We start from the raw sequence: 15,644 nt of genomic DNA, 5'->3' as shown, positions 1-15,644 counted from the left end.
TTTATAGAGAATGGTAGAAGATGCTTGGTAAAGAAGGGAGTTTTTACTTACACCCAACCTTTTTGACGAAATTCTTTAAGTACCGCAACGAACTGTTCCATTTCTTGTGGGGTACCTAAGGTTAAACGGTTCCAGCCCATAACAGGTGGAAACTCTCTGCCAACCATAATATTGGCCTCTTTCATGCGCTGTTTATAGGTTTTCACATCGCCTTTTACTTTGTGGAAAATAAAGTTAGCTTGTGATGGCGCATATTCTAAGCCTAATTCATTGAGCGCAGTTTCAACGATTTTACGCGAAAGATTGTTAGATTTAAGGCTATATTCTAAGAATTTTTTATCTTTTAATGAAGCAATGGCAGCGACTGCACCCGCAGTATTGGTGTTATCAATCGAGATAAACTCATCGACTGCTTCAATGATTTCTGGGGTAGCAATACCGTATCCCACTCGCAAGCCTGCTAATGCGTAAATCTTCGAGAAAGTCCGTGTCACGATCAGGTTTTTTTGTCCTGCTTTGACTAATTCGATTGCGCTCACAAATTGTGGATCTTCAACAAACTCGGCGTAGGCTTCATCAACAATAAAAAACTGTTTGTCTGAAACTTTTTTCATCCAGCTATCGAGCGGAGTATGTGGCGTTATCATTGCCGTTGGGTTATTTGGATTACAGATATAGATAATGGATAAACCGTCGAAATCATTGGCGATTTGCTCCATTTTTTTCAGGTCAAAACTCAAATCTGATTTTAATGGAACTTTAGTAATTTCTACACCGAGTGGGAGTGCATAGAGTTCAGCATAGTTAAATGTAGGATCTGGGGTAACAAGCTGAATTTTTATGCCTTCTTTTCTTGCCTTATTTGCGAGCATGGCGACAGCCGCCTGAATGGTTTCTGACGAACCATTTCCGAGGGTCACATTCTTGCTGTCTAGGCTATGCAGTGTACCAATATTGCCGATAAGCTCGGAGCGCGCATCATCAGGATAACGGAATGAACCTGGTAAGGCTTCGATGACCGCTTTTTGTGCATTAGGTGACATTCCCAATGAGTTCTCATTGAAATTGAGTAATAACGGATGTTGAGCATTCGGTTTGACGAGGGCGTTAGTATTTGCACTTGCTTGATTTAAAACTGAATTTAGTGCTAAGCCACCAGCAACAAGTGAGCTTGATTTTAGAAATGAACGACGATCCATAATGAGTCCCTGAAATATATTTATTTTGTGTGATTAGATTACTAGAAATAATTCAGTTGTAAATAAATATATAGTTAAAGTGATTTTTTATTCATTTTGTTATGTTTGTAAGGAGTGGTTTTAGATGGGGTTAATTTTTAAATTTATATAATTATTTGATTTTAAATAGCAATTTAGTTTAATGGTTATTTTTTGCAATAATGTTAATTATTGCACGTTGAATTGATATGGTTATATATTAAAATATACAACGATAACTAATCACAGAGAGATAATAATGAAGCTATTTATGTTTTATGTTGGTGGTAATGCCGGAAAATCCAATATTGAAGTACATGATGTGCAGTTTGCCGCAGTCAACACGCCAGAAGAAGCTTGGCCATTATTGCGAGATGCTTGGTTTGGGGATAAAGATAAAATCCATGTGAATGGGTATGCAGATATCAATTGGGCAGATGGATTCGACATCAGTTTGAGCAAAGAACCATCAGACAGTGAATACAAACTCTATTTTATCAATGTAGGCGGATATATTTCATCTACACTTGCAGAGCTGCATGAGTTTGATCTGTTTGTGGCAAAAAATGCCCAAGAAGCTAAACAAAAAGCAATTAGCCAACTTTTAGTTAATAGCCAGCAACAGCATAAAGATAATTTAAAAGATGTCGATGATTGTTTATTACTGCAAAAAGTTGGTGAATATTATATTCACCTAAACAAAAATGAGAATGGAAATAAATATCAAGCATTATGGCAAGGATATTTACCAATAGGTATAAATAGCTAACTTTTAGTTAATATGTAATAGCCAGCATTATTAAAGATATTACTGGCTATTGTTATACAGAGTAAAATTTATTGGACTTCCTGTGTGGCTAAGCTTGGTGAGATTTCAACCACTGCCACTTTCACCATGTATTTTTTGTTATTCTCACCTTTTGGCACTTCCGCTGTAATTTTCTTTAACGCCTCTTCTGGTTGAGTGGTTTGTACAGCTGTGGAGTATTGCATCATGCCTTGATGGCGCCCCATGTATTGCCCACGGTAGTTACCATCGCATGGTCTATCATACTGAGCTTGGTTAGATCCATTACACCAACTTCCATTGCCATTTCGGTGATAACCATTACCATGATAAGCAAATGTAGAGAAACTCACCGCTAATAAACTACCGATTAAAATAAGTGATTTTAAATTTTTCATTTTGATTCTCCTCTTTATTTATTATCAGTTTGTCATTGTGGTTTTTTATTTCAATCTGATTTACCTAAATATAGGAGGGTTTCATATTTCAAACACAGTTATTCATTATTTCCTCACATTGATAAATATTTGTTAAATAAATTGTGGTCGTATTATAAAGGCTGAGAGTCAATATTATATAAATCATAAAATTTTAAATGTAAAACAAATTCATTTTTATTTTGTCAATTAGATGGAGCTTTTTGTGCGGCATGAATATCGAGATACTTATTATTGACAGGGTAAAGGTGTTAACATAATCGATAAGCCCATAAGTGTAGTATGAGAAGGATTTGAGATTGAAACGTATAAAAAGCAAGCTACTGATAGTGATTTTATTGGCGTTAGGCGTATTTGCTTATCAGTTTTATACAACAATCGGTGATAGCGATGTCACCAAGCAAGCTGAAAAGCTTATCGAGAACAAGTTAAGTTCAGGAAGCCCTTTGACTTTTGATGATGTCAAAATTGTTCTGAAAAGCGAATTCAAAGAAGGTGAAAGTTACCGAGTCTGTGGTTTTTATCAAACCAGTGAGCAAAGTGATAAATTACCGTTTGTTGCTAGCGTCAGTGTACAAGGTGGAAAATTCTCTGAGCATCATCAATTGATTACTAGTGATACACCGGAACTACGCACTGCCATTGTGTCATTATGTGAAAAATCGCAGTAGTTTTCTCTGCGAGATTGACGGAATATCTGAGAACTCAATTCAGGCGTTCGCCTAAATTTTCCCTATAAAAAAAGCCAGTAATAGATACTGGCTGCTATAAATTAGCAAAAGCAATGTAAATGAAAATTCGTTATATACATTATCATATAACGCTTAAAAGAAAAGGACTTTTATACAAAGTTGACTAACATCATCATTAACTATGATCTTGATCAGGGTTTGAAATAGGGAGAAGGGTGAGAGCGATGAGTTCCAGCCTAGCGGTTATCGCGAGAGGCTGGAAAATAGGGCTAGAGTATTATGCTTTTAACCAGTGACCATGATGGAAAACATCTTCAACCAGTTCATGAAGAACGATATGCGCTTCTTTATCATCATGGAAGCCTTTGGTATTGAAGGTGGTTGCACCACTGTCATGTGTAATGAAAAGGTTACTACCTGGGTATACTTCTAAAACTCTGGCGTGCAATTCAGCAGTGAACGCGTCATAGGATTTTTCAGAGAGCGTTGAGACTAAATCGTCAGAAACTTTGATGTGGATTTCCATATATTACCCTTTGATGTAGAAAGCAAATTAGCGATAAGTGTATTGGTATCATAAAACATTAGCAATAATCTTATTATGATGATTGCAAAATGATTATTTTGATCTGAAATAGGTTTAATCGGTAGATTTAAAATACGTAAATATAATTCAATAAAGACGTATCAAACTATATTTAATATTTATCTTCAATGGTTATTCAAAAGAGTAATAATTAAAAGCCATCAATTAGTTATTCAATTTAAAAAGTACGGAAATATCATTTTAATTAAATACGCTTTCAGTTAATTAAATTTAATGTTTTTTTACTTATAACTGTAAATTCTGGTTAAAAATTGGCATGTTTTTAATCAATTGATTGAGGTTGTTCTTAAAGTAGTCAATAAAGTCGTATCACTTTGTTTTAACTGTTATTTAATTTCATTTTTTTATTCTGATTTACATGATTGCTCGCTGTCTTAAGTATTAAATAGGCTGATAGCCAGAAAAAAATTTACAGAGAAAGTAAAAAAAATATAATTCATGGGTCTTGTTTAATAACATTGATTATTCATGATGAACCATCATGGTTTTTATTTTTATGTTTTTAATTACTTAAATAATATGGAGCTAAATAACTCACCAACTAATACCTCTATTAGTGGATATAATAAAAGGAGCATAATTTGATAGAATTTATAAACTCAATCAGCAATCTTATTTGGGGCTCGTTATTAATTTATTTATTACTGGGAGCCGGTTTATATTTTACAATACGATCTAAATTTATTCAGTTCAGGCATTTTGGTCACATGTTCGGAGTACTGAAAAATAGCACTCAATCGGACAGTTCAGGTATTTCTTCATTCCAAGCATTATGTACCAGCCTAGCGGCTCGAGTCGGTACTGGAAATCTAACGGGTGTTGCTATCGCGATTACGGCGGGCGGCCCTGGCGCTATATTCTGGATGTGGGTCGTTGCATTACTAGGAATGGCAACGTCATTTGTTGAATGCACATTAGCGCAGCTTTATAAAACCAAAGATGACCAAGGTAACTATCGCGGCGGGCCTTCTTATTATATGGAGAAAGGCTTAAAACAACGCTGGATGGGTGTACTGTTCTCTATCTTTTTAATTATTGCATTTGGTTTGGTTTTTAATGCAGTTCAAGCGAACTCCATTGCACAAGCAACTGCTGTGGCATTTGATTTTAACCCACTCTATGTTGGAATCGCCTTAGTGATCCTCAGTGGCATCATTATTTTTGGTGGATTAAGATCAATTGCTAAAGTTGCCGAATTTGTTGTGCCAATTATGGCTGTTGCTTATTTAGTGCTGGCTTTCTGGGTAGTTGGTCAAAATATTGAGCGTTTACCTGATGTCTTTATGCTGATTTTCCGTAGCGCCTTTGGTTTACAGGAAGCCGCAGGCGGCGCTATTGGTTATGGTATCGCTCAAGCGATGACGCAAGGCATTCAGCGCGGATTATTCTCGAATGAAGCCGGAATGGGTTCTGCACCAAATGCCGCGGCGTCTGCGTCACCTTATCCACCGCATCCAGCTTCCCAAGGCTACGTGCAAATGTTGGGTGTATTCATGGATACCATTGTGATCTGTAGCGCTACAGCCATTATTATTTTGGCTTCTGGCGTGTTAGATGGTCCAGTGGGTAAAATCAATGGTATTGAGCTGACTCAGCTAGCTTTATCTTCTGCGGTGGGCAGTTGGGGGAGTATCTTCGTTGCGATTGCAATTTTCTTCTTTGCCTTTACATCAATCATTGCCAACTATGCTTATGCAGAAAGCAATATGATTTTCTTGGAAAATAACCATACAGCCGGGCTGTTTATTTTCCGCTTAGCAACATTGGGGATGGTGATGTTCGGGGCACTCGGTGAAATGCCACTGATTTGGAAGCTTGCAGATGTTTCGATGGGATTAATGGCAATTACCAACTTGATTGCCATCCTCTTGTTGTCCGGTGTGGCATTCAAACTCGCGAAAGATTACAACCAGCAATTAGGCGCTGGAAAAATTCCAACATTTGATATTAATGAACATCCAGAGCTGAAAAAACAGCTCAATGAAGGAATTTGGGAAAAAGAGTCAGTTGAGCAGTGGGTTAAGAACGAAGCCCATTAGTTTTGAAGCCGCTGATCGCTGTTGGCTGCAATTGACCACAGTTGAAAGAAAATAGAAGGCGCTTAGATTTGTTTCTAGGCGCCTTTTTTATTCTTCATTCTCTGGTCAATAAATATAAAAAACTTGCTTTATTGCCTTTAGAGCGTAAGGTTTTGGAGGAAAATAATAACCAAGATAAATATGAAATAAGGTGTTGATCAGGAAGATGAAACTCGGACGATATGCAGCAACATTTTACGGGGTCGTATCCATTTTATTGTGGAGCACGATGGTAGGCCTTGTTCGCAGTACGAGCGAAAACTTTGGTCCTATTGGTGGTGCGGCACTGATCTATTCGATAGGCAGCCTGGTTTTGGTTGTTGTAATGGGATTACCGAAAATTCATCTTTTCCCTAGACGCTATTTATTTTGGGGGGCATTTTTATTTGTTAGCTATGAAATCTGCTTTATTTTAGCGCTAGGGCTTGCCAATAATCGTCAGCAAGCCATTGAGCTGGGGATGGTGAATTACTTATGGCCGAGCTTCACAATTGCGTTAGCGGTTTTATTTAATCGGCAGCGTTTTAGCCTATTACTGATTATTGGGCTTATTTTAGCGTTTGCAGGTTTATTGTGGGTTATCTCTGGGGATCAACCTTTGTCCCTAAATGCGATTCTTTCAAATATTCAAAGCAACCCGCTTAGCTACGCTTTAGCCTTTGTTGGTGCACTGCTGTGGGCTTTTTATAGCAATATTACGAAACGAATGTCGAATGGCTGCAATGGTATGGTGCTGTTTTTTATCATGACATCGGTCGGATTGTGGATCTTATTTATCTTCTCGACGCCAGCGCCATTTAATATCAATGTGAATAGTGTCAGTTTGTTATTTGTTACTGCCATTGCAACCGGTGGGGCAAATGCGCTTTGGACTGTGGCAATCATCAAAGGCAATGTGGCTTTTCTTGGGACATTGTCCTATTTCACTCCAGTGATCTCTACGGCATTCTCTTCAATGTTATTGAGCACCGCATTAACTCTGGGCTTCTGGCAAGGTGTCTTGATGGTAACCATAGGGTCAATCACCTGTTTTATTGCCACAAGGCGCTGAGTTAAATTTTGGGGGGTGCGTGCTCATGCTAAAAAATAAAAGCTGAATGTCAGCGATATGCCAACATTCGGCTTTTAAATATCAAAATTAAGCTAAGTTTTGCTCAGCAATAGGCTCGCTTTTTGCGGTCAATTTGCCGATAAACATCGAGATAATAAACGCGATAATTCCAGGGATTAACCACCCCATACCTTGCTCAAACAGCGGTAAGTAGGTGATCAGGTTTGCTTTTACCGTCTCATTAAGCAGTTTCATATTATTGAGCGTATCAAACAAACTCATCAGAACTACGACAGCAATGGTGATCCCATAAGTGACTCGAGGAGCAGCCATAAACTTGCGCGCAAATTGCAGGAACACGATAGTGACCGATGAAGGATAAATCATCAGCAGCGCCGGAATGGTGACGCGCAATAAGGTGTCGAGACCAAACGTGGACACGACGGTGGTTAGCATTGTGAAGAAAACCACCCAGAAGCGATAACCTAAACGGTGATGGAAAGTCGCAAAGTAATCCGCACAGGCGCTGGTCACACCCACTAACGTGGTCATGCTTGCCAGTAATACAATTCCGCACATGATCCACGTACCGACTGCACCAAACAGGACATCGACGTAACGAGAGAAGATCTGTCCGCCATTGGTGGCTGTATTCGCCACTTGTTCACTGGTCGCGCCTAAATAGAACAGGCAGATATACAATGCCGCGAGTAAGCTTACTGAAATTAAACCCGCTTTAATGGTGATAGTCGCGACTTGGCGAGGTTCAGTGATCTGTTTCGAAGCCAATGCACGCGCCACAATCCCACCAAACGCCATCGCAGAAAGTACATCCATGGTTTGATAGCCATCAATTACACCGCCAAAGAAGGCGAATTCAGCATACTGTTTAACAGGCGGATTCATGTCAGAAAGCGGGTTAATGACCACGGCAATTCCCACAACCACTAACAAAATAAGTAACGCTGGAGTCATAAACTTACCAATCGCGCTGATCATGGTGCCTTGCTTCAACATGAAGAACATCGAGGTAAAGTTAAAAATGAGTGCGAAAGTGAGATGCGAGAATGTACTTTTTTCAACAAAGCCTAATGGTAAGAAGCCCATTTCAAACGCGGTATTCGTTACCCTTGGCATCGCAAATGTGGAGCCGACGATTAAGTAGAGTGCAACCCAAAAAATGACGGCAACCCATTTGGGTAAATCAACAGACAGCTTTTCACCACGCCCTTTTACTGCAACCGTTACCAAGGTTAGGAAAGGTAACAGAACACCGGTGATCAGAAAGCCTAATGAGGTATCAAACCAGTCTGTCCCTGATTGATAGCCAGCCATGGGTGGAAAGATGATATTTCCCGCGCCTAGAAATAAGGCGAATACCATCATCCCCAGAATTAACATATCTTTAGTCGAAAACATTTTACTACCTGTTAGTGATGTGGGTTTTATTGTACTTATAGTTGAATGACAATTTTTGAAAGAGGCAGATAGTATCAAATTTGGAAGAGTAAGTAAGGTGAAGGATAAAATAGTTCTAAAAGGAGTGCAGGAGATGGATATGCCAGAATGGGGATGTCTAGGCATATCCCGTTAAATTGTATTTTGGTCTAGAGATTTGAACTCTAAATTAACCGCTCACTAGATAATAAATTTGTTTATTGCGACAGCAACGCCATCACAATCGTTGGTGTCGGTGACAAATTTCACTATTTCACGAATATGTGGTGCAGCATTTCCCATTGCAACCGAAACACTCGAATACTGTAGCATGGCAACATCATTATTTTGGTCACCGATGCTCATGACTTTGTCTGGCGTGAGGGATAATTTTTCACATAACACTTTCAGCGCAGAGCCTTTGCTTGCATCCTTATTCGAAACTTCGAGAAAATAAGGGCTGGTTTTGATTAGCGAATAGTTTTCAAAGGTATTTTCAGGAATATAGCTAATACCCACATCCAGTTTCTCAGGATGGTCAATAATCATGATTTTGGTAAAACTGAGCGAGCTATCCATTTCGTTAACGGGGCAATAGACCAGAGGTGTATTGGTGAAATAGGCATCATGAATGGTATAGCGGCTAATATGGCGATTAGCGGTGAACATGGTGTTATCCGCAAGGGCGTGCATATGGACCCCCACGTTGTTAGCCAGATCAGCAAAATATTGATAATCTTCAAAATCTAACAGATTTTCATACAGGTGGCTGCCATCATTGGCTTGATGGATCACGCTGCCATTGTTACTGATGCAGTAGTTGCTGGCAGTATCTAATCCAAGTTCTTGAAGGTAAGGTAAAATGCCAGAATAGGGGCGACCTGAGGCAAGGACAATTCGCACACCTTGTTTGTGCGCGCGGGTAATGGATTCTTTCACTGCGGGAGAAATTTGGTGCTGCGAATTGAGTAACGTGCCATCTAAATCAATGGCGACCAGTTTGATTGACATCAATGCCTCCTAAAATAGAACTTTTACACGTACCTTACTCTGATTATCGAGAATGTAAATTATCTAAGAGGGCAACGAATAAGTTGCTCAGTAAAAAGGATGAGAATGCCCATGTTTTATCGCATTAAAACTGAAAAAATGCAGGTTAATGCGCGTAAAACAAATTCACTCATCATCCGGGGTTAGGTGTAATGGCTCTTTTACATCCAAATGAATTTGGTCATTTTGACGGAAATCAAACGGTGTAATGCCATATTCTTTGCGGAACATATAGGTAAAATGAGATTGCGAGCCGAAGCCAAAATCTAACGCAATATCAAAAATGCTTTGGCTGCTATTTCTTAATAAATATACGGCGCCAGCCAGTCGACGTTGACGGATATATTTTCCTAAGGATATCCCTGTGACTTCCTTAAAGATTTTTTGCATATGCCAAAGGGAATACCCAGAATAGGCAGCGAGTTCTTCCAAGTGGATGACTCGACCTAAATGCTCTTCAATCCATTTACTTAGAGCATTAACAAGTGCTACGTGGTTATCTTGTGCCATCTCAAATTCATTCTTATTTTACGGTAACTGAAGTATACACAACTTCATTTCACCATGACAAAGGTTGGTTGTGCGGTATTACTGATTTATGTATAAAAATCACACAACAATAGCCAGTTATTTATCAAGAGCTGCAAAAATAAACAATTGTTTTCTTGAAAACGATGAATAGCCCATTTTACGCAACTAAAGACGGTAATATCGATTAATATTGCCAGATGATGTGACTATTAAGAACCCCATTATCTATGCGAAATATGCTATTAATCATCAGCATTGTAATTATTTGTGCTTTTTTATACCTCTTAGCGATGAATAATCTCTGCGATCAGGGTGGGGATGACTTTCAACTCGGCGTTTGCCGCGTGACGGGTTTGTTACCATTTTGAGTTTGCATTTTGCAACGTCTTACTGGATATTAGTTTGTCATTATTTGGAAACATTAGAAGACAGGCAGAAAGCCAGCTTTACAGTGGTGTAATTGCGAGTGGAGTTCATGCAAAAATTCAAATAAACTTGCGTGATTATCACAGCTGTGGACGATAACAAAAAGCTAGAGGACGAAGGGTAAAGATATGGCGCAACAGACGTTAAAGCGCGGATTGAAAAACAGGCATATTCAGTTAATTGCCTTGGGGGGCGCTGTCGGTACAGGGCTATTTTTAGGGATAGCAACCACTATCCAAATGGCAGGTCCGTCGGTATTACTCGGGTATGCATTGTGTGGATTTATCGCTTTTCTGATCATGCGTCAGTTAGGTGAAATGATTGTTCAAGAGCCTGTTGCAGGGTCATTTAGCCATTTCGCATTCAAATATTGGGGCGGTTTTGCCGGATTCCTCTCGGGTTGGAACTACTGGGTGATGTTTATCCTCGTGGGGATGACTGAACTGACTGCGGCGGGTAAATATATGCAGCATTGGTGGCCTGAGTTACCTATTTGGGTTTCGGCGCTGGTGTTTTTTATTGCAGTTAATGCGATTAACCTGATTAACGTTCGCTCCTACGGGGAAACAGAGTTTTGGTTTGCGCTGATCAAAGTTGTTGCGGTTATCGCGATGATTTTATTTGGCTGTTACTTGCTGTTTAGTGGCCATGGCGGCCCTCAAGCCAAAGTAAGTAACTTGTGGGAATACGGCGGCTTCTTTGCCAAAGGCTATAACGGGCTATTGGTTGCGCTGGCGATTATTATGTTCTCATTTGGTGGACTGGAGTTAGTCGGGATCACCGCAGCAGAAGCGGAAGATCCAGATAAAAGCATTCCAAAAGCCATCAACCAAGTAGTTTACCGTATCTTAATATTCTATATCGGCTCATTGGCGGTATTACTGGCGCTGTATCCATGGGTACAACTGGATGGTAAAACTAGCCCATTCGTACTGATTTTCCATGAGTTGGGTGACTTGCTTGTTGCCAACGCATTGAACGTGGTGATTTTGATTGCTGCGCTGTCGGTTTATAACAGTGGTGCTTATTGTACTAGCCGCATGCTGTATGGTTTAGCACAACAAGGTAACGCACCGCGCTTTATGGCAAAAGTGAATAAAGGCGGCGTGCCTGTAATGGCGCTAATTATTTCAGGTATCGCGACTTCTGGCGGGATCTTGATTAACTTTGTGATGGAAGGCAAGGCGTTTGAATTACTGATGTCCTTAGTGGTAACAACGCTGGTGCTAAACTGGATTATGATTTGTGTTTCTAACTTGAAGTTTAGAGCCGCGATGAATAAACAGGGCATTGAAACGAAGTTTAAGAGTATTTGGTATCCGTTTGGTAACTATCTATGTTTAGCGTTCTTGTCGCTGATCTTGATTATTATTCTGACAATGGATGGGTTACGCGTTTCTGTACTGATTATGCCTCTCTGGGTCGCGGTTCTGTGGGTTGGTTATCAATTCTCAGGTGCCAAAAAACAAGGTGTAGAGAGCAAGGCTGCATAAGTAAAAAGTCTTGATAAATAAAAAACAAAAAACCGGTAAGATGCTTAATCTACCGGTTTTTTTATGCGCTTATTTTCTGTTAAATCAGTTCTGCTAAATCAGTTTCTAGCGAGATGAGCGTAAGCTCAAGCGCTTACCACTGCCAACGTAACCAAGCAAACAGGACGTTACCGTTATTGTATGTTCCTGGAATATAGGTCGCTTGAACAGAAAGCTTATCATATTCAATAGAAACTAAAGGCAGGGGTGCAGGGAGTGGAATATAGCTATATTCTTCACGTGCGGTGATACCTAATGTGAAACCTGCTCCCATACGGAAGCCATCAAGGTCACCTGGGATCCACATTTTTTGGAAACCATAACCTACGATTGGCTCGACTTTATTATGGGAATCCATAAATGCCATCGCGTAGAGCGCATGCCAGTCATTATCTTCATCATAACGATATTTACCGATACCAAAGCCCCATGGCTCTTCATTATAGGTATCTGTTTTTTCTTTATCGTACATAAGACGGTTATGCCAAGTGAAGAACGGGATATACAGCTCATATTTGTCAGAATCCCAAGTGGTACTGACATTATTGGTGAATTTATCCCATAAACCGACTGACTGCTCTTCAGCCAACGCAGGTGATGACATGCAGATTGAAGCGCTCAGAATTGCCGATGCGCCTACAACCAACTGTATGTTTTTATTAACTCTCATTGTGGATCCAATCTAGTGTTATCTGATAGATGAGTCATGATAGACATTGACAATGATGACATCATTATCGCAATTGTAATAATTGTAGTGTGAATTATTTTAATAAAGATAAGCTAAATAGGACAGCAATAAATGGTTAAATTAGGATAATGACTTATTGGGATCGTAATTTGCTGTAAGAAATCAATTCGATATTCATAGCAAAAATAGATATTTCAATGAATATTCATCATGCAACATGATGATTTTCAAATACAAATTAAACTCGTTGTTTTTGATGAAAATCAATCGCATTTAATTATTGAGGTCAATGGATAATCTGCTAGTAATTAGCATTGTGTATGAGACAATTCATTTAAGGACGTTATTTAATTAACTTAATGATTTTTATTAAGTTAAAAAGATGCAATAAGCGCAATATGACTAAGGTCAATTATCTTTCTGAAGGCAATTATTTTTCTGAAGACAATTATTTTTCTGAAGACAATGGAGGGGCATTAATGAGAGTGAATGCATTAACGATTGCGGGAACGGATCCATCAGGCGGAGCCGGTATTCAAGCAGACCTGAAAACATTTTCCGCACTCGGTGCGTATGGAACCAGTGTGATGACTGCGCTGGTGGCACAAAATACGCAAGGTGTTCAAGCCATCCATAATATCCCTTCAGACTTTGTTGCGGCCCAATTGAACTCTGTTTTAAGTGATGTCCGTATTGATGCCGCGAAAATCGGTATGTTATCTAATCGCGATAATGTCCAAGTGGTCGCCAATGCGTTGAAAAAAACACCCGTACCTTATGTGGTACTCGATACGGTGATGGTAGCCAAAAGTGGAGACCCGCTATTATTACCAGACGCGGTAGAGACCCTAAGACGCGAGCTTTTACCCATGGTTTCGCTGATCACGCCAAATTTGCCCGAAGCAGCCGTATTACTTGATGAGCAAATGGCACAAACTGAAGAACAAATGCGTGAGCAAGGACAACGTTTACTGCAATTGGGTTGCCAAAGTGTCTTGATGAAAGGTGGGCACTTAATCGATTCTCAAAGCCCTGATTGGTTGATCACCCCAGAAGGCGAGTGGCGTTTTACGTCGGTGCGTATCGATACCAAAAATACCCATGGTACAGGATGTACATTATCAGCCGCGTTAGCCGCACTGAGACCGCGTTTTGCGAATTGGCAACAAACGGTTGTGGAAGCAAAAGCCTATTTGCAAGGGGCGTTGGAGCAAGCGGATAGTTTAGAAGTCGGCAGTGGTTTTGGACCTGTACACCATTTTCATCGCTGGTGGTAAGAATTTGGGGAGCTAGAAAAAAGAAATGGCTAGCTCAAGGGAGATTGAGCCAGCCAAGGAGGTGGTTCCTAGTCTTAATTTATGACTTTCTAGTTCTTCGTTTTCGACAGTGACTATACGATATAGAATAACCAATTGATGTGATCTGTTGCATAAATTTGGATATTGAGTGCACTTTTTAACGAAACTGTCAATAACGAGAATGATTCTCAACTAAAATAAAGCATAAAATGACCGTTTTTTACACGAATACCTAAGAAAAAACCCATAGTCATCGACCATGGGCTTCTATTTAGTAAAACGTGTTTAGCAATAAGCTAATGGAATGCTCGGTAGTTTCCGCTTTTTCCGCTTTTACGCTTTTTCTTCTTGGGCTTGATGCGGGTCTCGAGTAGTCGTTCCCGCAAGATTGCGGATCAACAAGCCAAAATTTACATCCACATCTTCGGGGATCGGCAGATAAACCACATGCCCATTACCAGGAGCCACATCAACAGATTCGCCTTTGCGGTTAGTTAATGCATCCAGAGTGAAGACGATATTACCTGACGGTGTCATTAACTCTAAGCTGTCACCGACACTAAATTTGTTCTTCACATCGACTTCCGCTAAGCCATTCACTCGGTTGCCTGTAAACTCACCGACAAATTGCTGGGTATCTGAAACGGAATAGCCATATTCATAGGTTTGGTAGGCATCATGGGTATGACGACGTAAGAAACCTTCGGTATAACCGCGGTGTGCTAACCCTTCAAGGGTAGAAAGCAGGGTTGGGTCAAATGGCTTACCCGCTACTGCATCATCAATGGCGCGGCGATAGACTTGGGCAGTACGAGCACAATAATAGAATGATTTAGTACGGCCTTCGATTTTCAGTGAATGAACGCCCATTTTTGTCAGCGTTTCAACGTGCTCGATGGCGCGTAAATCTTTTGAGTTCATGATGTAAGTGCCGTGTTCGTCTTCAAAGGCTGTCATGTATTCGCCCGGACGCATCGCTTCTTCAATCATGTAAACTTTATCGGTTGGAGCACCTTCACCGAGTGTTGGCGCTACGTTTTTAACTGGGATTGGCTCATGGACATGCACGATGTTACCCACATCGTCTTCTTTACCTTCCTGAACTTTATATTCCCAGCGACACGCGTTAGTACAGGTACCTTGGTTCGGGTCACGCTTATTAATATAACCAGATAGCAGGCAGCGACCGGAATACGCCATACATAACGCGCCGTGTACAAAGACTTCCAGCTCAATTTCAGGCACTTGCTGGCGGATTTCAGCGATCTCTTCCAACGATAATTCGCGGGATAAAATCACGCGAGTTAATCCCATTTGTTTCCAGAATTTCACGGAAGCCCAGTTGACGGCGTTAGCTTGAACCGATAAGTGAATATCCATCTCCGGGAAGGCTTCACGCACCATCATAATCAGACCGGGGTCGGACATAATCAGTGCATCGGGGCCCATTTCAATCACGGGAGTGAGGTCACGAATAAAGGTTTTTAACTTGGCGTTATGTGGCGCGATATTGACGACCACATAGAATTTTTTACCCAGCTCATGGGCTTCATTGATCCCTTTAGCGAGATTCTCATGGTTAAATTCGTTATTGCGCACGCGTAAGCTATAACGAGGTTGACCGGCGTAAACCGCATCGGCACCGTAAGCGAAAGCATAGCGCATGTTCTTCAAGGAACCTGCTGGGGATAATAATTCTGGTGTAAACATGTTAGTTCTCAGTCTGATGTCAGGTCAGCACCAAGCCGGATGGCTTGGTGTAAAAATTCGAGGGTGGGGATTTTAACGCTAAATGACGGGAATGCCAAAT

The 15,644-nt window shown here is 40.4% G+C and carries 15 protein-coding genes; 7 read left to right on the top strand and 8 right to left on the bottom strand.

Annotated elements, in window-relative coordinates; all coding sequences use genetic code 11:
* Positions 1-47 precede the first annotated feature (47 nt).
* On the bottom strand, positions 48-1,199 hold the full coding sequence (locus H0913_RS10890; RefSeq protein WP_154637745.1) for a pyridoxal phosphate-dependent aminotransferase: 1,152 nt from the start codon (positions 1,197-1,199) through the stop codon (positions 48-50).
* A 277-nt stretch (positions 1,200-1,476) separates the two neighbouring features.
* Here H0913_RS10890 and H0913_RS10885 point away from each other — a divergent pair, with 277 nt between their 5' ends.
* Positions 1,477-1,986 (top strand): DUF1543 domain-containing protein, encoded by a 510-nt coding sequence (locus tag H0913_RS10885; protein ID WP_181477238.1) that lies wholly within the window; start codon positions 1,477-1,479, stop codon positions 1,984-1,986.
* Positions 1,987-2,054: 68 nt separating this feature from the next.
* Here the strand turns inward: H0913_RS10885 and H0913_RS10880 are convergent, their stop codons facing one another.
* Positions 2,055-2,402, bottom strand: coding sequence for a hypothetical protein (locus tag H0913_RS10880; protein WP_181477237.1), 348 nt, complete (start codon positions 2,400-2,402; stop codon positions 2,055-2,057).
* Positions 2,403-2,740: 338 nt separating this feature from the next.
* Between H0913_RS10880 and H0913_RS10875 the strand changes: the two genes are divergently transcribed.
* Positions 2,741-3,112 (top strand): hypothetical protein, encoded by a 372-nt coding sequence (locus H0913_RS10875; RefSeq protein WP_154637743.1) that lies wholly within the window; start codon positions 2,741-2,743, stop codon positions 3,110-3,112.
* Between the two features lie 298 nt (positions 3,113-3,410).
* On the opposite strand, the gene H0913_RS10870 is transcribed toward H0913_RS10875, so the two are convergent.
* Positions 3,411-3,659 carry a DinI-like family protein gene (locus tag H0913_RS10870; protein ID WP_036953155.1) on the bottom strand — a complete coding sequence of 83 codons (249 nt, stop codon included), beginning with the start codon at positions 3,657-3,659 and terminating at the stop codon, positions 3,411-3,413.
* 662 nt (positions 3,660-4,321) lie between these two features.
* On the opposite strand from H0913_RS10870, the gene H0913_RS10865 reads away from it, so the two are divergent.
* Entirely contained in the window at positions 4,322-5,779 is a 1,458-nt protein-coding gene (locus H0913_RS10865) for an alanine/glycine:cation symporter family protein (RefSeq protein ID WP_181477236.1), read from the top strand.
* Between the two features lie 205 nt (positions 5,780-5,984).
* Positions 5,985-6,869 (top strand): aromatic amino acid DMT transporter YddG, encoded by an 885-nt coding sequence (gene yddG, locus H0913_RS10860; protein WP_154603624.1) that lies wholly within the window; start codon positions 5,985-5,987, stop codon positions 6,867-6,869.
* 87 nt (positions 6,870-6,956) lie between these two features.
* Here the strand turns inward: yddG and brnQ are convergent, their stop codons facing one another.
* The 3 genes from brnQ to H0913_RS10845 all read right to left on the bottom strand — a co-directional run bounded on the left by brnQ (position 6,957) and on the right by H0913_RS10845 (position 9,866).
* Entirely contained in the window at positions 6,957-8,288 is a 1,332-nt protein-coding gene (brnQ, locus tag H0913_RS10855) for a branched-chain amino acid transport system II carrier protein (protein WP_154637741.1), read from the bottom strand.
* Between the two features lie 219 nt (positions 8,289-8,507).
* Positions 8,508-9,317 (bottom strand): sugar-phosphatase, encoded by an 810-nt coding sequence (yidA, locus tag H0913_RS10850; RefSeq protein WP_154603626.1) that lies wholly within the window; start codon positions 9,315-9,317, stop codon positions 8,508-8,510.
* Between the two features lie 165 nt (positions 9,318-9,482).
* Positions 9,483-9,866 (bottom strand): helix-turn-helix domain-containing protein, encoded by a 384-nt coding sequence (locus H0913_RS10845; RefSeq protein ID WP_154603627.1) that lies wholly within the window; start codon positions 9,864-9,866, stop codon positions 9,483-9,485.
* A gap of 248 nt (positions 9,867-10,114) precedes the next feature.
* Between H0913_RS10845 and mgrB the strand changes: the two genes are divergently transcribed.
* Together mgrB and H0913_RS10835 are read left to right on the top strand one after the other, a co-directional pair.
* The gene (gene mgrB / locus H0913_RS18910; RefSeq protein ID WP_071992159.1) at positions 10,115-10,255 is read left to right on the top strand and encodes a PhoP/PhoQ regulator MgrB; all 141 of its coding nucleotides are present in this window, start codon (positions 10,115-10,117) and stop codon (positions 10,253-10,255) included.
* A gap of 186 nt (positions 10,256-10,441) precedes the next feature.
* Positions 10,442-11,806 carry an amino acid permease gene (locus tag H0913_RS10835; protein ID WP_154637740.1) on the top strand — a complete coding sequence of 455 codons (1,365 nt, stop codon included), beginning with the start codon at positions 10,442-10,444 and terminating at the stop codon, positions 11,804-11,806.
* A gap of 133 nt (positions 11,807-11,939) precedes the next feature.
* Here the strand turns inward: H0913_RS10835 and pagP are convergent, their stop codons facing one another.
* A complete protein-coding gene (gene pagP, locus H0913_RS10830) occupies positions 11,940-12,515 on the bottom strand; it encodes a lipid IV(A) palmitoyltransferase PagP (RefSeq protein ID WP_154603629.1) in 576 nt (191 codons plus the stop codon).
* A 500-nt stretch (positions 12,516-13,015) separates the two neighbouring features.
* Between pagP and thiD the strand changes: the two genes are divergently transcribed.
* Positions 13,016-13,813 (top strand): bifunctional hydroxymethylpyrimidine kinase/phosphomethylpyrimidine kinase, encoded by a 798-nt coding sequence (gene thiD / locus H0913_RS10825; protein ID WP_154604392.1) that lies wholly within the window; start codon positions 13,016-13,018, stop codon positions 13,811-13,813.
* A gap of 354 nt (positions 13,814-14,167) precedes the next feature.
* Here the strand turns inward: thiD and yegQ are convergent, their stop codons facing one another.
* A complete protein-coding gene (gene yegQ, locus H0913_RS10820) occupies positions 14,168-15,544 on the bottom strand; it encodes a tRNA 5-hydroxyuridine modification protein YegQ (protein ID WP_154603630.1) in 1,377 nt (458 codons plus the stop codon).
* Positions 15,545-15,644 lie beyond the last annotated feature (100 nt).

This window comes from Providencia rettgeri (genome assembly GCF_013702265.1).
Lineage (GTDB): Bacteria > Pseudomonadota > Gammaproteobacteria > Enterobacterales > Enterobacteriaceae > Providencia > Providencia zhijiangensis.
This window is presented reverse-complemented; position numbering and strand designations above follow the sequence as displayed.